The following is a 19,554-nucleotide window of genomic DNA, read 5'->3' on the forward strand; positions in this document are numbered from 1 at the left end:
TTCAATGATCTTTTTTATTACGAAAACGTTTGCATTAATTGTTAAAAAAATATATTTGATTCCGTCTACATATATTCGTAATTACTAAAAGATCAGGGAAATTATTTTAAAGCAATCGTTTGTTATCGCTTTCATTCTATAGTACTTCCTATCAATAGGTCAATATATTATTAATTTTCAGTTTTTTATTTTTAATCCTTATATATTTGTCGCAACTTATTGAAGATAGACAGCCTCATTATCGCTTAGTAAGTTTATTTTCACTCATACATTGCTGCATAAAAAAACAGCTACTATCTTTAAAATGACAGCAGCTGTTTTTCATAATGTAATAATATATGAATGAAAACTATATTTCTAACTTACTTAATTTTTGCTGCATCAAATGCCTTTTGAACTGCTTGAACTTCAGCTGTATTCGCTCCATATTTATTCGTTGCCACTCGAATGCATGCTGATCTCAATTCCTTGAAATTAGAAGTCATATTTAACTCATCTGTATTTGCATAATAGAAGATATCAAACATTTTATCTTCACCAATCCCTTTAACAGTTACACCGTTATGAGTTCCACCTTTTGCAATGAGATACGCAACTTTATTAATAATACTTGAATTAAAATGAACGCCACCTTGATCCCATCCATTAAAATCATTAAATTCACTGTAATCATCTGGATAAGGTACACCAAGTGAAGATGGAACAGAAGCCGGGTTTTCCATATCACGGAAAATAGATCCAGTTTGTTCTCCCATCGTCCAGTTAAAGCTTCCATTATTTACGTATTTCTCAATAGATGTTCCCATAATATCAGATAGCGCCTCATTAATCGCACCAGATTCACCGTAGTATTCAAGATTAGATTCGCTAGAAGTAACAGCATGTGTAAATTCATGGCCAGCTACGTCATATGCTTTGACGATAGGATCTCCATATACAAGCATACTTCCATTATTCGCACTTAAAGCATTCTGCCAATTTTTCGGATCATTCGTATCTCCAGAATCCCAAGCATGTACAACTGAAACTACCTTTTGTCCCTTATTATCAAAGCTATTACGCTTATATTTATCTTTATAAAAATCAAATACTTTTGTTGCTAAGTAATGAGCACTTACTGCTTTTGGATCGCTAAATGTTGTCGAAGTGCTAGTTGCTAATGTACCAGGATAATAGCTTTCTTCTTTAGTAATGTCTCTATAATTTACATCATATGTTTCAATTCCTTGGCCTCTTGTATAATCAGCAAGGGCATATTTGCCATTACTTTGTTTAGAGATACCAAATGTACGTGATATACCTAAATCATCTTTTCCTGTTCCAGTTAATGATGTAAGATTGCTTTTTTTACTTTTCTTTAATGCGCCAACTAGTTTTTCACTTGCTTTTAAGTTAGATTCTTGTACCATATTTTTTAACATATCACCATTTTGTGCATTTACTAAATAAGTTCCGGAAACATAGTTTGGTGTTGCAGCTTCAAATGTAACCTGATATGCATTGCTAGCTTGTCCATTCTTTTCATCAACAAAAATAACTTCTTTAATTTCTGGCTCAGCAATAAAATTGATATCGTTCCCGTACTTCGTATAAATATATTGTGTTGCTTCATCTTTTGATAGATTGATAGGTTTTTTCAATTCTTCTTGTTTTAAATTTTGCGCGCTATCGCCTGAAACACTTTTAATAACGCCCTTATTATCTACGTGTGCAGTTAATTGATGACCATATACTTCTTTTCCTTCGTATGTTTGCTGTATACGTACAAGTGTAGTCCCATCATATGAACCACGTTTTTGAAGAACTTTATAATCTACTCCTGTTTCCCCATTGACTTGGTTTGGAGAAAGAGCTTGTTCTGTTTTCTCCTTCAGAGCATCTTGTACTACATTCTCTGGTGCCTTTTGTGACGGTTGTGTAAGTTCACCTGAACGGAACGATTCTTCTTGAATTTGAACTTGTAGTTGATCTGTTTCCTCTGCATGACCTACTCCGTATGGTGCTACAGCTGTTAAAGCTAAGCCAGTTGTTAAAGCTACCTTAGTTAATGTCTTTTTGTTTTTCATTTTTTTCACCTCGTATAATTTTTGAAATAGAAAGCTTGTACAAAGTATACTTGCTGTTTCTGTCGAAAAAAAGAGAAAATACATAATTTATGTAATATTATGCAGAATTACATACTGTAAGGACGATGATATAAATAAAGAACAACTCATATAAGTACATTAATTTCAATAAAAAAAGAGCTCCCTAAGGTGCTCTTTACATACGATTAAAAATCATAAATGCATTGTGTCATTTATTAGTATATGCTCGTCTCATTCAATTGTTTATTTAGTGGTTTCTCTGCACAATAGCCTTTAAAAATTCGTTATCTAATACATTGAAATTCTCCGGTACTATTTGATTAGTAGATAATAGAGATAGTTAAAATAATGTAAGAAACAAACATGATGAAAGCAAAACAATAGATAAAGATAGCACTCGACATGTATTGTTTTATTCTTTTTTTCATATTAATTTGTTTTATTTATTAACATTTCAGGATTAATTTGAAGTTGCCCTTTCCAAGATCCAGCTATTTTTCCTATTTTATTTATGTTTACATCTAATGTTAAAGGTTGTTTAAAGGAACCTTTTCCTTCAGGACCTTCAACAAATGTAATGACACCTTCTGGTCTGTCTTTATCACGTATGCCTACATGCTCTAACTTTTTTCCTTCTGACATTAATTCGAATGGTAAATTGTCTTCACTTTGAATAAATGATAATTGTGAAAACATACCATTTCCTATGTTATACTCAGGATTTTCTTCTTGTTGTCCGTTTATTTTCCCATCACTTTTTATATCTAATCCATTTGTATCAAATTCAAATGGCATAAGAGTTCCATCGGCTTTTTCAACTCTATAATGAACAGATATGCGCGCATCTGCCACATATAATTCTTTAAGATGTACAGTTATTCCTTGATCCGTTATTTTTTCATCGATAGGGATAAACTGCCCTTTCAACATACCTTCTTGCTGTACACCGTTTTCATCTTTACTTCCTTCATTTACAACTGAATCATTTAAAACCTCATTAGCAAAGTAAGAAGCAATATTAGTTGCTGCAACTTGAACTTGCGGAATCATAGCTGTAGTAAAAATACCTACCGCAGCAACCGCCGTATACATGAAACGTTTTGATTTTTTATTCATATTTGAAAATACTCCCTGCTTTTTTTCTATCATTTGATTTGTACTAAGTACATTATTAGACTGGTTATGACTATTAAATGTTTGCCATGCTTTTTCGACATCAATATTTATTTCTGGAGTCTCATGAAGCTTCTCCTCGGCAAGTGTTGAATTTTCCCATTGATTTAATTCCGTTAGCTCAATTAATAAATTTTGACATTCCTTACATTTGTCTAAATGCTTTATAAATTGTTTTCTTTCCTCACGGGAAAGTTCGCCATCAATATATGATTGAATGGATCCCATTTCATAACAGGTCATTTAGTTCCCCTCCATTTGTTCAAAATTTTTCCGAAACTTTAGCTTAGCTCGTGCCAACAATGTTCCAATAGATGAATCGTCAATTTGAAGTACTTGCGCGATTTCTTTATATCGAAACCCTGAAAATTTCATTAACAATATCGTTCTTTCTTGTTCCTTCATTTGCTGCAACACCATTTGTACTTTTGTAATTTCTTCTTTTCTAATCCATTCATCATCTAGTGACGAATCAATTTGAACTTCTTGATATTGAGCTTCTTTATCGATTCTTGCCTGATGTCTCTTTTCAGAGCGAATGTAGTTATAGGCGACATAAGTAGACGACTTTATAAGCCAAGCACGTAAATTTTCTATTGTTTTCCAATCTGAATGATACAGTTGTAAAAACACCTCTTGTGCTAATTCCTCAGCAACTGTCTGTTCTTTAATGATCCATATTATTTGTTTAACAACATACGCATAATTTTGTTTAAACAACTCTTCAAATGTTATTTGTGAAACATTCCTCTCTTCACTTTTTATTGTTTGCATGTAAGTAAAACCTCTCTCTCGTTTGATGCCTGCATTATAGAGAAACCAGAATGCTCATTTTTGTGACAAAAAAATAATATTTTTTATTATGTACTACTACATCCGCTTATCTTCTAAATAAAGTTCACAAAATACATTCTTTTATACTAAATAACTTAATAGAACCCTTTTCATCGTCTAAGCATATTACTAGAAATTTTAATAGTATATTAAAAACTAAAGGAGACATATTAATGCAAAAAACTCGTATAATGATTGCGATTGTAGCATTCAAGATTTTTTATGCACCAATATAGGTGGACAAATTACGGCGGTTTTGACATATGCAAGAGATTCATCACTTGGTACGCAATCGTACACAGGGATTCTTACAGCAGCTGGAACTGACTATTTTACCATTGAGGATCCAGCCAGCGGTAAATTGTATCTATTACAACGAATCTACCTAAATTATATAGAATTTCCTAACAGTCAAACTATTAATAAACCAAAATGGTGCTGTTAAATATTTAATAAAAGTTTTATGAACTTGTGAGTATAAATAAAAAACACCCTATTAAAGGTGCTTTTTTTCATTCCTCTATTTCTCAAAATACGCTACTCATTGTCCAGTCCAGATATTCATTCTTCACATAGCATTTACTTTAAAAATAAGCTTTGCGATTTATATGTGAAAATAATAATAAAGAAAATTCCGACGATTTAAAACGTATCCATTCAATTTAATATTAAATAATTGTAAAAAAATGCCCCTATTCATTCATTTTTCATGCGTATGTATGTACATTTGTTAATTTATTCGATATATTATGTGTATTGAATGATTATGAAAAGTTTATAGGTCGCTAAAAACCTTATATTTTTATATCCGAGAAAACTACAAAATGTATGTAAATCCATTTGTCAAATGAATTTAATGCGGAAGGAGGTTTGTGGTTACTTCATCGGGATATAATAATCAGTTTTAAACTGATAAAAATATAGGAGGCGACATAATGTTTCGTACGATTTCAAATTTCATGAGAGTAGCTGAGATAAGAAACAAAATTCTTTTTACATTAGCGATGCTAATTGTTTTTCGAATTGGCACGTTTATTCCAGTTCCTCATACTAACGCAGAGGTATTAAAAGTACAAGATCAAGCTAACGTTTTAGGTATGCTAAACGTATTTGGCGGAGGAGCACTGCAACACTTCTCAATCTTTGCTGTAGGTATTACACCTTATATTACAGCTTCCATCATAGTACAATTACTACAAATGGACGTTATACCTAAATTTTCGGAATGGGCAAAGCAAGGAGAGATGGGCCGTAAGAAATCAGCTCAATTCACTCGATACTTTACAATCATTCTCGCATTCATACAAGCCATTGGGATGTCTTATGGTTTTAATAATATAGCAGGTGGACAATTAATAACAGATCAAAGCTGGACTACATACTTATTTATTGCGACAGTTTTAACTGCAGGTACTGCATTTTTACTTTGGTTAGGTGAACAAATTACCGCTAATGGAGTAGGTAATGGTATTTCGATGATTATCTTCGCAGGACTTGTAGCAGCGATTCCAAATGTTGCGAACCAAATTTATTTGCAACAATTTCAAAATGCAGGCGATCAATTATTCATGCACATCATAAAGATGGTCTTAATTGGTCTCGTTATTTTAGCGATAGTTGTTGGCGTAATTTACATACAACAAGCTGTGCGTAAAATACCGATTCAATATGCAAAAGCTGTTTCAGGAAACAATCAATATCAAGGAGCAAAAAACACTCATTTACCTCTTAAAGTAAATAGTGCTGGTGTAATTCCAGTAATCTTTGCTTCCGCATTTTTAATGACGCCGCGTACAATTGCGCAGCTCTTCCCTGATTCAAGCGTCTCCAAATGGATCGTTGCAAATCTTGATTTTGCACATCCATTTGGAATGACACTTTATGTCGGTCTTATCGTTGCTTTCACATACTTCTACGCATTTATTCAAGTAAATCCTGAACAAATGGCTGAGAATTTGAAAAAGCAAAATGGATATGTGCCTGGTATTCGCCCTGGTAAATCAACAGAACAATATGTAACTAAGATTTTATATCGATTAACATTTATTGGCGCAATTTTCTTAGGTGCAATTTCAATCTTACCGCTCGTATTCACGAAAATTGCTACGTTACCACCTTCTGCACAAATTGGTGGTACAAGCTTACTTATCATCGTCGGTGTAGCACTTGAAACAATGAAGACATTAGAAAGTCAGCTTGTGAAACGTCATTATAAAGGATTTATAAAAAAAGTAAATTAAGTAAAAAAACACAGTTGGTTATTTTTCCAACTGTGTTTTTGATTCTGCTACATCTAATTTTCCCACTAATGTATCAATCACTTTTTCTAAGTTCACTATTTTTTCTTCTAATGCCTGAATGCGTTTTTCGCTATCCAGTACATTATTATATTTTAACTCATCATTGGACGATTTGAACTGCTCCCATAATTCGAAAATAGTATTTTCAGTAGGTAATTTTAATTTTTCATCATTAATGTTTGCATCTTTATTTGATTCTAATTCAAATTGAAGTTCATATGTATTTCCAGTTAATTCTTTAGCTATTTGCGAAATTAAATCTTTATAAGACTTTTCAACCCATCCTTGTTGGAAGTCGTTTTCAAAATAAATGATCAATGAATTTTCTTTTATTCTGGCTGTCGTTTCTTTAACCCACGTTTCATATGAAGGTCTTGAAATTGTTAATTGGATTTTATCTTTTATTTCATCCCAAATCGTGTTGGATTCCTCTTGTCCAGAAGTGAGTGGATGATTTTGCATGTTAAGAATCTGTGCTATAGAAGTGGTTTTTGATTCTATTTCGAACCAAATTTGATATTCTTCATTTGTAAGATTCTGTACGGTACTTGAAATTATATTTTTATACTCTCCTTCAAGCAAATCACGATGAAACGCATCTTCACAAAAGATTATTAATGTATTATCTTCTATCGTAGCATTTGTATTTCTAATCCACTTCATAAAAGTTTTCTCTGCTAATTTTGGTCTTAATGCTTTCTTAACGTCATCCCAGCTATTAAGCCTTTCTTTTTGAATATCATTCAACTTATGTGGTTCGCCATTACATAGATCAAACTGAATTTCAAACGTCGTATTAAACATTTCTCTTAATGTATTAAATACTAATTCTTTGTAATGAGATTCTAACCAGTCACGTGCAAATTCATTCGGACAGTAAATTGTTAATAAATCATCCTCTAAATAAACAGTAGTATTCGTAAACCAAGTTTCATATGATGGTTTTGAAATTTGCGGTCGAATTTTTCGCTTTACTTCAGTCCAATTTATTTTCATAATAACTCCCCCTCTTTTATAGTTCTCTTTCATATAGCTTAATAATATTACGACTTTCCAATAAATAAAGTCAATCCGTATCTTTAATAAAATTAAAGCAGCTCTATTTTATACAGAGCTGCTTCTTTATACCACTACATTTCCTTCTCAAATAATCTCCCTTGTTTAAAATAAGTACGGAGTGTGGATCGATTAGCTAAAAATACACCAGCCAAAATAAAACAAGCACCTATTCCCATTGCGGGGTTTAAAGGTTCGCCTAATATGATATAGCCTACTATAATAGCAATTAACGGTGAGACATATAACCACGTTGATGGGAATACAGGATTTGTTTTTGATAAGAGCCAATAATATAATCCATGCCCACCAATTGATCCAATAAAGATTAGATATAAAATAGGCCATTGTACACTCCAAGAGGCTAATACAGATACATTCGGTTGTTCTACTACGGCAGACACGATTAATAGTAAAACTCCTCCATAAAACATTTGAATACCATTTATGAGAAATGGTGAGACATTTTGTAAATCCGAAAGTATTTCTTTTGATCGAATAGAGCCTATTCCGTAAAATAACTCTCCTATTATTAAAACAACACAAGCAATACTCCATATGAAACTTACTTCTTGGTGCATACCTGGTAAAGATACAAAAACAACGCCTATTAGTGCAATAATTAATGCGAAAAATTGTTCCTTTTTTAATTTTGTCTTATTTCTCCTTGCCTGTAATAACAAAATCATCATCGGTCCCGTTGCAGAAAGCACAGCAGCTAATCCCGAAGAAATATATTGTTCTGCCCAGTACAGTAATGCGAATGTCATAAATGTTAAACAAAAACCAGCATACATAATTCGTTTTGAAAATACATGTGGCATAATTTCTTTCCTTTTTAACTTAAATATAATCATCAGAATTACTCCTGCTAAAAAGAAACGAATGCCTGCTGAAAATAATGGAGGTGCTCCTGCTTCAATTCCGATTTTTATCGTTAAAAATGTTGTTCCGAAAATAATACATACTAAAATATAATTGAAAATGACCATTTTTCTTCCTCCTTTTTACTCTTACCATGAGTATAGAAGGTATGGTGTATAACAGTGTAACTATGTATATAACAGTTGCCTAAAATTGTAGTTGATTCTCTATATATTTTTCGCTTTAATTAAATAAAAACGAAGAAGGTGAAACCATGAAGATTGTCCTTCATAAAGAATCCAACATACCGTATTACAAGCAAATATATATGCAAATCGTTGAAAGAGTACAAAGTGGCATGCTTTCACATGGTGACGCACTTCCATCTTTACGCACTATGGCCGAAGATTTACAGATTAGCCTATTAACAGTTCGTAAAGCATATAAGCAGCTAGAAAAGAAAGAATATATACGCATTGAGCAAGGAAAAGGTGCTTATATACATAAACATGGAAAGAAAGACTTCAAACCAATTACGTATAAATGGCAACAAACGAAAACGATTAATGTTATGCGATCTCAATATACAATGAATCAGCACCGGAAATATTACGATTTTTCACAAGCAATTTTATATCCTCGCTTATTACCAAATCCATTCTTAGCCGATGAAATGCATAAAATACTGAATAAAGACCAAATGCTCCTAGCAACGTATGGTCCAGTTCAAGGCGATTATGAACTGCGAGTTGAAATAGCAATTTACTTAAAAGAACATCAGCAATTAGTGACAGATCCCTCTCAATTATTAATTACAAGCGGAGCACAACAAGGAATTGATTTAATTGCTCAAACATTATTAAAACCTGGTGATATTGTATTAGTGGAAAGTCCGTGTTACAGTGCTGCACTTGATATTTTCATCAATAAAGGTGCTCAAATTATTCCAGTTTCTCTTGATAATCAAGGAGTTCGCTCTGACTTAATAGATGATATTTGTCAAAGTAAAAATCCCGTATTATTGTATACGAATCCAACTTTCCAGAACCCAACAGGTACCGTAATGAGTAAAGAACGGAGAATGGAACTTATAGAACTAGCGGAGCTATATGAGTTTTTTATAATTGAAGATGATTCTTTCGGAGAGATATATTTTGAGGGTGCGACTGTTCCTCCTCCTATCAAAAACTTTGATACGAATGGCCACGTAATATATATAAAAGGATTTAGTAAGACGTTAGCCCCCGGACTGCGTATTGCAGCACTTATTGCAGATGGTCCTATTTTCGAATGGTTATATGCTGTCAAAGGTTCAATGGATATCGGTAGCCCTTTATTAACACAAAAAGCACTTCTACCTTTCCTGCGTGCAGAACGTATGAAAAACCATTTAGAAAAATTGCGTACGGCTTTACAAATTAGACGTGATATAACGATTGATTTGTTATTACCACTTAAAGAAATAAGATTTGAAATACCAAATGGTGGCTTTAATTTATGGATTACACTTCCTGATTCGATAGATCCCTTTACCTTATTACAAAAAGCAAATGAAGTAGATGTCTCTTTTTTACCAGGAACAGCTTGTCTATTAAATCCCGAAATAAATAATCACCAATTAAGGATTAGCTATTCTATGTTAAATGAAAAAGATATGTTAATTGGTTTAGAGAGATTACATGATACAATACGAAACTGTATATAATAGAGATAACATTACATGTCCAATAAGAAATACTATCCCAAAATGAAAATGTGACTTTTGGGATAGTATTTGTTTCTAAGTTTTTTCGTGGTTCAAACATTATCCTCCGACTTTCATTACAATCTTACCTCTAACATGTTGACCTTCACTCAAAATATGAGCTTCTCTAACCCCTGCTTCATTAAACGGAACAATTTTACTTATGATTGGTTTTATTTTTTCATGTACAATTAAATCTGATAATTCTTCTAGTTGCTTTCCATTTGGTTTTAGCCATAAAAAACCTGATTTTATTCCTTTTACTTTTTGAATTGGCTCATGAACAATCGAAACGAAAACACCACCAGGTTTTATAATTTGAAAACTTTTTTCTTGTACTTCGCCACCAATTGTATCTAACACAATATCAATATCTGATAGTAGTTCTTCAAATTTATCTTTTTTATAATCAATAACAAGATCCGCTCCTAAAGACTTTAAAAACTCTTCATTCTTACTACTGGCAGTTGTCGCAACAAAAGCTCCAAATGATTTTGCGATTTGGATTGCTAAACTTCCAACTCCACCAGCTCCAGCATGAATAAGTACTCGGTCATGTTCTTTTATTGTTGCGTAATCTACAAGACTTTGCCACGCTGTAAGTCCTGCAAGAGGAATTGAAGCTGCCTCTTCGAAACTTAGATTTGTAGGCATATAGGATACTAAATCCGATTTTACTGTAATGAATTCAGCATAAGAGCCCTGTCCTATATTTTCAGGTTTCGTATACACCTTATCTCCTATTTTGAAACACTCTACTTCTTCCCCAACTTCTTCAATAATTCCAGCTACATCTAACCCTAAAATGATTGGAAATGAAAATCGTAACTGTTGTTGCAAGTCTCCTTTTCTTATTTTCCAATCAACAGGATTAATAGATGTTGCGAGAATACGTATTAATACCTCGTTATCTTTAACAACCGGTTTTAAAACTTGTCTTTCTGTTAATTCTTCAACACTACCATATTGATCTATAACAATTGCTTTCATTTCCATTCCTCCTTGCTGTTTATTTTAATAACATACAAATATTTCTCAAAATTTTTTGCCTTGAATTATCATAAACTTATTTTCGGAGGTAATTACATAAGAAACATTAGAATCATTCAAAACTGTATTTTTAATTACATTAAAAAAGAAATGGGGATAAATTTATGACTGAAAAGATATTTAAAATAAACGGGATTGATATATGTACAGAAAGCTTTGGGAACCCTAAAAATCCAGCTATTTTATTAATTATGGGTGCTACGTGTTCAATGGTTTATTGGGATGAAGAATTTTGTGAACAGTTGGCTAACACAGGGAAATTTGTTATTCGTTTTGATAACCGTGATGTAGGGCGCTCTGTTGCATATGAACCCGGTACTTCCAATTATACAGTTACAAATATGGCAGAAGATGCAATTGGAGTACTTGATGCTTATCATATTAATCAAGCACATCTATTTGGTATGTCATTAGGTGGTATGATAGCTCAAATTGCTGCTGTAATACATCCTGAAAGAATATTGTCGTTAACATTACTAGCTACAAGTGTAATAGGCTCTGACGATAACACGCGCGATTTACCTCCGATGGATGAAAGGATTTTAACACATCACGCAAATGGCACGCATTTAGATTGGACAAATGATAAAGTTGTAGCAGAATATTTAGTTTCAGGATCTCGGCTTTTATGTGGATCAAAACGAACATTAGATGAAAAAAGAGTCTATAAACAGGTAAAACAAGAAATAGAACGAGCTAACAATTTATTAAGTATGTTTAACCACGCTCTACTTCGAGGAGATGATACATATGAAGGTGTGCTTCACTCCATACAAGCACCTACATTAGTCATTCACGGAACAGATGATACCGCACTCCCTTTTGAACATGCTCTCGCACTTATTGATGAAATTCCTAACTCAGTCCTATTAACCCTCGAAGGCGCAGGACATGAGAATCATCCTGATGACTGGAAAGACATAATTCATGCTGTTACTGAACATACTTCTAAAATATAGGTGAATAACGTATAGAAGGGGCACACCACAATTTGTGCCCTTTTATTCGTTACATGAAAAAAGCCCATCACTGTATCCATATGTATAGTGATGGGCACTTCTTATATTTTTCTATGTTTAAAAAAACGGACAATCTAATTGATCAACAGATTCCCATGATTTTTTTTTTATATTTTCGGTGGATTTATTAGCTTCTAGTGGTACGTTTTTAAAAGGGTTTACTTCAACTTTTAATATGGAAGATGGCTCTACGTATAATGAGAAAACATGGCTACTAGGTATAGCTTTTGACACATCAATATCTCCTACTTGTTTAAAAAGTTGCTGCGCTGCAAAGAAAAAGAAATTCGTTGGGTTTGATTGTTTATTTAGCCATGCAAGCATTTCAGGTGATACCGACTTATGAATATTGATTTTTACTCGATCACCACGTTTATATCGCCTAGATCGCATGCTTCCACCAACTAACTTATCGTTAAGTTTGTAAACCCTAACTCTTTTTGCTTATGCTCTCTATATTTTGGTGAACAAGTGTATACTAATAATCCACGTGCATTTGTAAATAACGGATTATCTACAAAAATTACATTTGTTAATCGTCCTTTTTGTTTTAAAATCATTTTCAAACTGTTTTTAATAATTACTGCGCCCCCGCCATAAATAAATACGTATGGATCGTCTTTCATATCATCAATTTTATTTATGATATCCGTTGCGACACGCGCTGCTAAACCTAATAATGCTGGTTGTGATTCTTCAACTAATAAGGCATTTCTTGGATGCTTTTCATGTAAATAAATTTGGTTAAACTCTGTAATGCTATCGATCGTTTTTGTTGGATACTTCCGGTTCCATCTCGTAATAATTTGTAGCAACGTTTCTTTCACACCATATGATAAGCCCTTACTTAGTTGTGGCCTAAAGTTCACACCTAGTGAAACTACTTCTTCTGTCGTCCCTGCACCAATATCAAAAGATAATAGTGTTTTATCAACAAAATCAATTTCTGAAACTTGATTTTGTTCACATTCTATTTTATGTTTCACAACATTTCCTTCTTCATCATATACAATGCCCCACGTCCCGGAAGCACCTTCAGGTAGGCATTTACAAAACTCGATAGATACATTAATCGTAACATCACGTCCGTTTGGATAATGGAACACAACTTTATGATTACCCATATAACGTTTCGCATTTTCCGCAGCTATTTCTTGTGTAATAAGCTGCATAGGAAGAGCAACAGATAAATCGTAACGAATATTAATATGACTAGAAGTTGGACTTTGACGCATAGCACTTACCGCTAAACCAGATAGAATTGTAATAACCATTAACTCATCCGTTGACTTATTCGATTTCTTCTCAACCTCAGTACCTTTTAATTGATCTTGAATGACTTTTTCTCCAACAATATACCGCACGTTATTTAACATTAGCGATGGAGAACTAATGGTCACGTCAATGTGATTTTCTAATTCAGATAATGAAACATCCCCCTCATCTAACAATCCTGTAGGCTCTCCTATATATAAAGAATATATACTCGGAATAAAAATAGGGTCTTGCCCTTTCACCATTAACTTCAAACCGTTATTTCCTGCATCAGCACCAGCTTTTAATAGAATAGACATAACTACCCCCTAAATTAATCTGACATCCCTTCCAAATATATGCGAGCCCATTCTTTTACATTCAAATGTAATGTAATTTTTTAATTATCGTAAAAACAAAATATCACATTATCGCCCCTTAATGTAAAAAGTATTTGACATAAAACTTTCCCAATTTTATACTATGGATGTAAAGAGTTTTTTACATAATAGGAGGTGTCATTTCTAAATTGAATCATAAAAAATTTATTTTCATAATTATCGTTTTATCATTAATCGGAGTCCTTATATATGGCGCATATAAATATGTAACAGAAGGTTCGATTTTTGGAGGGACAATATTCGCTTTTTCGTTAATACTTGGTAATTTAATTAATCAAATTAATTGGGGAGATCCAAACGGAGTATCAGAAGAAAGCCAAGATGAAATGGGACAACAAATTAAATATAAAAGCTTTAAAATTGCTTATTTTGTACTAATAGGCCTTATGTTTTTTATTTTAATGGCATCAGAAGGATTTGCATTCCTATTACTCGATGAAATAAAGAATCTTCCTCTTTTTATCTCTCTTTGTTCTTCTTTCTTTATTTATCCTATTGTCGAACTTATAGTCGCAAAACAATATAAATAAAAAGGTGAGATTTTCTATATACAGAAAATCTCACCTTTTTAAGTTTATATACCCTCAACTATCGCTTTTAATTTATTCACAGTCCGCCAATTTCTTACTGTAGCTGCTGTATGTAGCTTCTGAAATTGACTCATTAATTTAGAATTTCGAATGCTATTTTTGAAAAACAAGTACACTACCTTTTCATCTATATAACAATCTTCAGTTTCATTTTTTTGCATAAGTAGCTGATCCTTTTCTTTTTCAGAAAGTTCATTTGCTAAGAAGGCAACATGTATACTTTCCCCCTCAAGCAATGAATCGACTTCATAAGGACACCTTTTTATCGTATTTATAAATTCATCACGTGTTCTTAACATGACTGGAACATCAAAATCAAAAACGTTTTTAATTTCCGATTGTATTTGTTTATTTAGAAAACCAATATCTTTTTCAGATTCGAACACGATATTACCACTTTGAATATATGTTTTTACTTGTTTTAACCCTATGGATTCAAACATTTGTTTTAAATCCGCCATTTTGATTACCTTATGTCCGCCTACATTGATTCCTCTTAGTAATGCAATATAAATTGTCATATCATTTCTCCTCATTTAAATGTGTTTCAAAGTTGATGTAAAGATATTTAATACCCTATAAGAACCTTACTACATTTTATTATAGTAAGGTTCTTATAGCGGTTAAATTTTATTCAACGAAAGCATCTGTTTGTTGAATAAAAAGTGCTTTCGTTATAGAGCCGTTGACTTTTTAAACAAAGGTATGCACCCTCCACTAGGCCCATAAGCAACTCCAATTTTATCCCATCCATATTTTTCATAATAGCCGTTAAGATCTGACGTAAGATAAAGAAAATGGTACCCTCTTTTTGCAGCTTCTAGCAGTCCATGATTCAACAATTTTTCACCAATAGAGTTACCTCTAAATTTTCCATCTACAAACAAACATGCTAGCCGCGGGCTCAAATCCTGACGACTATTTAAATCATTGCGAATCAATGCATATGTTCCGATAATTTTATCATCTACTTTTGCAATGTAAAAACTCGGTATGTCATTTGGATCAGTTAAAGCATTAGTCATGCAATCTTTATAGAATGCACGCCCACCTTCCTCACCCCATTCTTTCCAAAAAACATCTATTGCCTTATTAAATAAGTCATCCTTCTTTAGTAATTGAATAATTTCCATACAGCTACGCCCCCAAAAAGTATTATTTAATGATTGTCGAACTAACTAAATTTAATGTTTTTCAAATATCTTTATTTTTTTATGTATCTAGCTATAATTTCTTTACTCTTAAATAAAGCCTTTTAACATATATTCTCTTATCGTTCTAAATAAAAAAACTTACTACTTTGTTATGCAAGAGTAAGTTTTCTTCTCATTATTTTATAATAGGTAAATGCATTATAATTTGTTGACCAATTGGTCCCATTCTTCTAAAGCCTTTATCTTGGAAGCCGACTTTTTCGTATAAATTTTGTGCAGGAATATTTTTTTCATTTACAGCAAGTACAACCTCATTTTTTATCGGGAAATAACGTTTTACAAACTCTTGTAATAATGCCAATGACTTTTTAGTATATCCTTTTCTTTGTCTATTGTGATTTATAGAAAATGATGTTAAAAGTAAAGCATCTTGATTGTCTGTGAATTCCTGTACTCTATCCCCTGTTTGCAATGCGAAAAGACCAACAGGTAACCCATTGTAATCTAAAATAACAATCACATTTTTTGTTCGATCACTTTTTGCTTTCTCCAATAATTCGCCTGGATCTGATGTGAATTGAACTTGTTCACTTGGTAAAGTAAATGTTTGTATAACTTCTTTATATTTCTCCTTATACGGAACTAATTGAATTTCCCCTGTATGTATGTTCATGCTAAACTCTCCCATTTTTCAACATATTAACTTAAACCTTGCTGCGCTTTTGAATGCACTTTTCCATCTAAAAAAGTAATTTCAACTAATGAAGTTGGATCGCTACCCTTCCAAGAAAAAATTTGTTTAATTTGTGTAGAATCTTCTACACCTTCTTCTATAAGTAAATTACCATCAAAGCCAATTAAATCTTTCACTTCTGTATAAGTCATTCCTTCATTTATATTCAAGAAATGATTTATATTGATAGAATCTTTCTGCTGCCTTTCCATCACAGTAGAAGAAGTCGCTGTTTGTTTTTTCACTTCTTTCTTCTGCTCACACGCTGTCATACTGAAACCTAAGCATAAACTACATACTATTAATGCGCTTTTTTTCATCATAACAGTTGTCCCTCCCATCATAATTAAACCATATATTCCCTTAAAAATAAACTGAATATTAAATATTATATTGAAAAATCCCCGTACAATTAAGTACGGGGTTAATTTTATTTATTCAAATGATTATTTGATTGGTCATTCTGTTCTTTTCTTAGTTCTTGTTCTTCATCTTTTGGTAATTGTTTATCATTATCTTTAATTGGATTCGTTTCTCGATTTTCAATCATATCATTTGGAACTTGCGGCATTACGCGGCCAACGATTGCAGCTAACTCATCAAGTATACCTTCACCTGTTTTTCCTTTTTTAATTTGCTTTCCAATTTGTTTCAGTCGTTCATACGTATCAACATCTGCTACAACGACTGCATTAGCACCATCTGGATCGTTTTTCAAACTTTCTGCAACAGAGTATTTAATTGACTCAACGCGAGTTCGATCAAGTTTCGCTTTTACATCAATACCTACAATAGCATATTTGCCGACTACTACGGCAGTTGCATCATTCACACCTGGCACACTTGCGGCTAAAGACGCTAAATGGTCCGCTGCTTTTTCATTTGGCTTATTTGGTTTGTTCGTGTAATTAACATTTTTCGTCGAAACATTTTTTTGCTCTGGTTTTTCGTTTGGATTGTCCTTTTTTCCAATACTGCATCCAGTTATTAAAAAGCAAAGCATCAACATATATATTAGGATCTTCATTATTTTCACCACTTTACTATTAAAGTTTAATCATAAATCTTTTCAACAGCTTGCATTTTCTTCACTTTTTCCTCTGCACCGCTATTTGCATTAATGAAAATTTGGTACGTATCTTTTCCTAAAGTACCTATAAACTCATAGCAAAGTACTTCATTATGCAAATCATTTACTACGACAGCTTTTCGTTCTTCCATAACTTTAACATCTGGATTGATTTTCTTTCTTGCTTCTGCTGCAGTTAGCTTTGCTGATGGAACTGTTCGTTTTTGATGTGATGCTAAATATTCTTTTGCGGAAAATCCAACGATAGAACCGTCATCTAAAGCAATTTTCATTTGGATTGCTTCTGGATAAATTCGTACGCCATTTTCATTTACTACATACGTAAATACACCCACATTATCATATTGTGAGCTATCAAAAAGCTCCATATTATTAAATTTATGATCCTTTAAGAATGTCAAACCTTTACTTCCTGCATCGTTTAAACTAATTTTCTGTTCTTTAATTTCTCGATTATTCATAACCCAAATTGGATATCCGCCTTTTCCGGTAATATCCATATAAAACTCATTATTCGTTGCTGGATCTTTTATTTTCACACTATAGAAAGATTCTTTCGCACCTTTTCCACTTTTCTCAACATCTACTTTTTCATTTCCTTTTAAGTTCAAAAACGATTTTGCAATTTTCGCTGCTTCATCTTTAGAAATTACTTTCCCTTCAGCTTCAAATCCGCCTTTTTTATTTTTTTGTGCACTAGTAAAGGTAGGTCCGAAGTTTGTAGATGAATAGGATGTTACGTTTTTCTCTACTGTTTTTAAACCGTCAATAATTGTATTGTCTGCAGGGTCACGATTTGATGCGAGTGCCATCTCAACATCCATCCAGCGTAAATTATTTTTCAAAACTAGATGTTGTACTTTTCGTAACTCATCTTGTATATTTCCTGCATTTGAATATAAAGTTTCCAACGTTTTGTATTCTTGATCATTTAACGGCTCTTTTTCTAAATCACGAATGGCTGCACGATAACTAAAATCACCGATATTCGCTAAAAATTCTTCCGTTTTATTAAAAGGCATTAATGTTAAAGGAAGTTGTCCTACATCCGAACGCGCTTCAGATGTTAATCTCCATACATCTGCTAATGCAGGTGATAAAGATGCACGTGAATTCATCGCAAGTGTTGTTCCGATTTTATCATGCAATAAATCAACCTCGTACGCTAAATCATGAAACGCACGTTGATAGCTATTTTCTGCTCGAATTAATACTGCATTCTTCTCTTGGTGCTCTTTATAGCCCCAGTAACCCGTTCCAACTACACCGACTGTTAATAATACGATTATAATACCTCGTAACATAGTTCCACCTCCGCTCTATTTACAGAAAATATGTTTTCCGATCTTTTTAATTTGTGGACGAGTCCAAATCCATTTACTTGTCGCTGTATCTGGATTGAAATAATACAATGCATTTCCTGTTGGATCCCATCCATTAATTGCATCTAATACAGCTTTTTTCGCTGTTTCATTTGGCGTTAAATATATTTGTCCGTCTGCTACCGCTGTAAATGCTCTTGGCTCAAAAATTACACCCGAAACGGTATTTGGAAACGATGCACTTGTAACACGATTTAAAATAACCGCTGCTACTGCAACTTGTCCTAAGTATGGCTCACCTCGAGATTCTCCATATACTGCGTTTGCCATGAGCTGAATATCATTTTGAGAATAACCATTTGGAACATTTGTCCCTTTATTTTGAGGTGGTTTATTTTCTTGTGCAGTACCACCACTATTTCCTTTATTCGTTGTCGTTCCTTTATTAGCAGTCGACTTGTCATACTTCGTTGCCTTCACAAGCATTTGCTTCGTTTTAGCTCCAGCTAAACCATCAACAGGTAATCCGAATTTCTCTTGAAAATTTCGAAGTGCCCAGTATGTACCCCATCCGAAAACCCCATCCACTTTTCCCGTATAAAATCCGTTATATTTCAAACGAGATTGCAGTTCAATGACATCTTCACCAGATGCTCCTCTTTGAATGACTTGATTAGAAAAAGCTTCTACATTTTTTAGTTGTATACTACTTACCATCAAAGATAGTCCGATGAACGCAAGTAAAATTGCTATTTTAAAAATAGCTTTTTGACGCATAATTTTCCCTCCTTAATTCCGGAAATGATTTCTTGGTTATGTTTTGTAAAAGGCTCGCTTTTATGTAAAGAAGACAAAAAAATCCAAACTCATATCGTTAAAAAAA

The 19,554-nt window shown here is 32.9% G+C and carries 20 protein-coding genes; 5 read left to right on the forward strand and 15 right to left on the reverse strand.

What is annotated here, in order from left to right; all coding sequences use genetic code 11:
- Positions 1-362: 362 nt before the first annotated feature.
- The 3 genes from MHB74_RS13230 to MHB74_RS13240 all read right to left on the reverse strand — a co-directional run bounded on the left by MHB74_RS13230 (position 363) and on the right by MHB74_RS13240 (position 4,034).
- A complete protein-coding gene (locus tag MHB74_RS13230) occupies positions 363-2,066 on the reverse strand; it encodes a M4 family metallopeptidase (RefSeq protein ID WP_061679823.1) in 1,704 nt (567 codons plus the stop codon).
- A gap of 450 nt (positions 2,067-2,516) precedes the next feature.
- Entirely contained in the window at positions 2,517-3,503 is a 987-nt protein-coding gene (locus MHB74_RS13235; RefSeq protein WP_061679820.1) for a DUF4179 domain-containing protein, read from the reverse strand.
- The gene (locus tag MHB74_RS13240) at positions 3,504-4,034 is read right to left on the reverse strand and encodes an RNA polymerase sigma factor SigX (RefSeq protein WP_061679818.1); all 531 of its coding nucleotides are present in this window, start codon (positions 4,032-4,034) and stop codon (positions 3,504-3,506) included.
- Between the two features lie 229 nt (positions 4,035-4,263).
- On the opposite strand from MHB74_RS13240, the gene MHB74_RS13245 reads away from it, so the two are divergent.
- Together MHB74_RS13245 and secY are read left to right on the forward strand one after the other, a co-directional pair.
- The gene (locus MHB74_RS13245; protein WP_081110391.1) at positions 4,264-4,539 is read left to right on the forward strand and encodes a spore coat protein GerQ; all 276 of its coding nucleotides are present in this window, start codon (positions 4,264-4,266) and stop codon (positions 4,537-4,539) included.
- A gap of 490 nt (positions 4,540-5,029) precedes the next feature.
- A complete protein-coding gene (gene secY, locus MHB74_RS13250) occupies positions 5,030-6,334 on the forward strand; it encodes a preprotein translocase subunit SecY (RefSeq protein WP_000490104.1) in 1,305 nt (434 codons plus the stop codon).
- Between the two features lie 18 nt (positions 6,335-6,352).
- Here secY and MHB74_RS13255 read toward each other — a convergent pair whose 3' ends face one another.
- Together MHB74_RS13255 and MHB74_RS13260 are read right to left on the reverse strand one after the other, a co-directional pair.
- The gene (locus MHB74_RS13255) at positions 6,353-7,390 is read right to left on the reverse strand and encodes a DnaA N-terminal domain-containing protein (protein WP_061679816.1); all 1,038 of its coding nucleotides are present in this window, start codon (positions 7,388-7,390) and stop codon (positions 6,353-6,355) included.
- 134 nt (positions 7,391-7,524) lie between these two features.
- A complete protein-coding gene (locus tag MHB74_RS13260) occupies positions 7,525-8,442 on the reverse strand; it encodes a DMT family transporter (protein ID WP_061679814.1) in 918 nt (305 codons plus the stop codon).
- Between the two features lie 146 nt (positions 8,443-8,588).
- On the opposite strand from MHB74_RS13260, the gene pdxR reads away from it, so the two are divergent.
- Positions 8,589-10,019 carry a MocR-like pyridoxine biosynthesis transcription factor PdxR gene (pdxR, locus tag MHB74_RS13265; RefSeq protein WP_061679811.1) on the forward strand — a complete coding sequence of 477 codons (1,431 nt, stop codon included), beginning with the start codon at positions 8,589-8,591 and terminating at the stop codon, positions 10,017-10,019.
- 99 nt (positions 10,020-10,118) lie between these two features.
- Here pdxR and MHB74_RS13270 read toward each other — a convergent pair whose 3' ends face one another.
- On the reverse strand, positions 10,119-11,048 hold the full coding sequence (locus tag MHB74_RS13270) for an NADP-dependent oxidoreductase (RefSeq protein ID WP_061679809.1): 930 nt from the start codon (positions 11,046-11,048) through the stop codon (positions 10,119-10,121).
- A gap of 164 nt (positions 11,049-11,212) precedes the next feature.
- Between MHB74_RS13270 and MHB74_RS13275 the strand changes: the two genes are divergently transcribed.
- Positions 11,213-12,067 (forward strand): alpha/beta fold hydrolase, encoded by an 855-nt coding sequence (locus MHB74_RS13275; RefSeq protein WP_061679808.1) that lies wholly within the window; start codon positions 11,213-11,215, stop codon positions 12,065-12,067.
- A 117-nt stretch (positions 12,068-12,184) separates the two neighbouring features.
- Here the strand turns inward: MHB74_RS13275 and MHB74_RS13280 are convergent, their stop codons facing one another.
- Positions 12,185-12,520 (reverse strand): hypothetical protein, encoded by a 336-nt coding sequence (locus tag MHB74_RS13280; protein ID WP_061679806.1) that lies wholly within the window; start codon positions 12,518-12,520, stop codon positions 12,185-12,187.
- Positions 12,521-12,531: 11 nt separating this feature from the next.
- Entirely contained in the window at positions 12,532-13,701 is a 1,170-nt protein-coding gene (locus MHB74_RS13285; RefSeq protein ID WP_061679805.1) for a ParM/StbA family protein, read from the reverse strand.
- Between the two features lie 209 nt (positions 13,702-13,910).
- Between MHB74_RS13285 and MHB74_RS13290 the strand changes: the two genes are divergently transcribed.
- Positions 13,911-14,312, forward strand: a complete 402-nt coding sequence (locus MHB74_RS13290) for a hypothetical protein (RefSeq protein WP_061679803.1) — start codon at positions 13,911-13,913, stop codon at positions 14,310-14,312.
- A 44-nt stretch (positions 14,313-14,356) separates the two neighbouring features.
- Here the strand turns inward: MHB74_RS13290 and MHB74_RS13295 are convergent, their stop codons facing one another.
- From MHB74_RS13295 to sleB, 7 genes are all read right to left on the reverse strand, one after another.
- A complete protein-coding gene (locus tag MHB74_RS13295; protein ID WP_061679801.1) occupies positions 14,357-14,893 on the reverse strand; it encodes a DUF1697 domain-containing protein in 537 nt (178 codons plus the stop codon).
- Positions 14,894-15,046: 153 nt separating this feature from the next.
- Positions 15,047-15,505 carry a GNAT family N-acetyltransferase gene (locus tag MHB74_RS13300; RefSeq protein WP_061679800.1) on the reverse strand — a complete coding sequence of 153 codons (459 nt, stop codon included), beginning with the start codon at positions 15,503-15,505 and terminating at the stop codon, positions 15,047-15,049.
- Between the two features lie 196 nt (positions 15,506-15,701).
- Positions 15,702-16,199, reverse strand: a complete 498-nt coding sequence (locus tag MHB74_RS13305) for a GNAT family N-acetyltransferase (RefSeq protein WP_061679798.1) — start codon at positions 16,197-16,199, stop codon at positions 15,702-15,704.
- A 26-nt stretch (positions 16,200-16,225) separates the two neighbouring features.
- Entirely contained in the window at positions 16,226-16,582 is a 357-nt protein-coding gene (locus MHB74_RS13310) for a hypothetical protein (RefSeq protein WP_061679796.1), read from the reverse strand.
- 107 nt (positions 16,583-16,689) lie between these two features.
- Positions 16,690-17,286, reverse strand: a complete 597-nt coding sequence (locus tag MHB74_RS13315; protein ID WP_061679794.1) for a YhcN/YlaJ family sporulation lipoprotein — start codon at positions 17,284-17,286, stop codon at positions 16,690-16,692.
- A 26-nt stretch (positions 17,287-17,312) separates the two neighbouring features.
- A complete protein-coding gene (gene ypeB / locus MHB74_RS13320) occupies positions 17,313-18,653 on the reverse strand; it encodes a germination protein YpeB (RefSeq protein ID WP_061679793.1) in 1,341 nt (446 codons plus the stop codon).
- Between the two features lie 15 nt (positions 18,654-18,668).
- Positions 18,669-19,448, reverse strand: a complete 780-nt coding sequence (gene sleB / locus MHB74_RS13325; RefSeq protein WP_061679791.1) for a spore cortex-lytic enzyme — start codon at positions 19,446-19,448, stop codon at positions 18,669-18,671.
- Positions 19,449-19,554 lie beyond the last annotated feature (106 nt).

It is taken from the genome of Bacillus sp. FSL K6-0069 (assembly GCF_038007785.1).
In the GTDB taxonomy this organism is placed as follows: Bacteria; Bacillota; Bacilli; order Bacillales; family Bacillaceae_G; genus Bacillus_A; species Bacillus_A mobilis.

Excerpts from the sequence above, each read along its gene's own strand:
- MHB74_RS13230 (WP_061679823.1), bottom strand. The coding sequence starts at position 2,066 with ATGAAAAACAAAAAGACATTAACTAAGGTAGCTTTAACAACTGGCTTA.
- MHB74_RS13235 (WP_061679820.1), bottom strand. The coding sequence starts at position 3,503 with ATGACCTGTTATGAAATGGGATCCATTCAATCATATATTGATGGCGAA.
- MHB74_RS13240 (WP_061679818.1), bottom strand. The coding sequence starts at position 4,034 with ATGCAAACAATAAAAAGTGAAGAGAGGAATGTTTCACAAATAACATTT.
- secY (WP_000490104.1), top strand. The coding sequence starts at position 5,030 with ATGTTTCGTACGATTTCAAATTTCATGAGAGTAGCTGAGATAAGAAAC.
- MHB74_RS13255 (WP_061679816.1), bottom strand. The coding sequence starts at position 7,390 with ATGAAAATAAATTGGACTGAAGTAAAGCGAAAAATTCGACCGCAAATT.
- MHB74_RS13260 (WP_061679814.1), bottom strand. The coding sequence starts at position 8,442 with ATGGTCATTTTCAATTATATTTTAGTATGTATTATTTTCGGAACAACA.
- pdxR (WP_061679811.1), top strand. The coding sequence starts at position 8,589 with ATGAAGATTGTCCTTCATAAAGAATCCAACATACCGTATTACAAGCAA.
- MHB74_RS13270 (WP_061679809.1), bottom strand. The coding sequence starts at position 11,048 with ATGAAAGCAATTGTTATAGATCAATATGGTAGTGTTGAAGAATTAACA.
- MHB74_RS13275 (WP_061679808.1), top strand. The coding sequence starts at position 11,213 with ATGACTGAAAAGATATTTAAAATAAACGGGATTGATATATGTACAGAA.
- MHB74_RS13280 (WP_061679806.1), bottom strand. The coding sequence starts at position 12,520 with ATGCGATCTAGGCGATATAAACGTGGTGATCGAGTAAAAATCAATATT.
- MHB74_RS13285 (WP_061679805.1), bottom strand. The coding sequence starts at position 13,701 with ATGTCTATTCTATTAAAAGCTGGTGCTGATGCAGGAAATAACGGTTTG.
- MHB74_RS13295 (WP_061679801.1), bottom strand. The coding sequence starts at position 14,893 with ATGACAATTTATATTGCATTACTAAGAGGAATCAATGTAGGCGGACAT.
- MHB74_RS13300 (WP_061679800.1), bottom strand. The coding sequence starts at position 15,505 with ATGGAAATTATTCAATTACTAAAGAAGGATGACTTATTTAATAAGGCA.
- MHB74_RS13305 (WP_061679798.1), bottom strand. The coding sequence starts at position 16,199 with ATGAACATACATACAGGGGAAATTCAATTAGTTCCGTATAAGGAGAAA.
- MHB74_RS13310 (WP_061679796.1), bottom strand. The coding sequence starts at position 16,582 with ATGATGAAAAAAAGCGCATTAATAGTATGTAGTTTATGCTTAGGTTTC.
- MHB74_RS13315 (WP_061679794.1), bottom strand. The coding sequence starts at position 17,286 with ATGAAGATCCTAATATATATGTTGATGCTTTGCTTTTTAATAACTGGA.
- ypeB (WP_061679793.1), bottom strand. The coding sequence starts at position 18,653 with ATGTTACGAGGTATTATAATCGTATTATTAACAGTCGGTGTAGTTGGA.
- sleB (WP_061679791.1), bottom strand. The coding sequence starts at position 19,448 with ATGCGTCAAAAAGCTATTTTTAAAATAGCAATTTTACTTGCGTTCATC.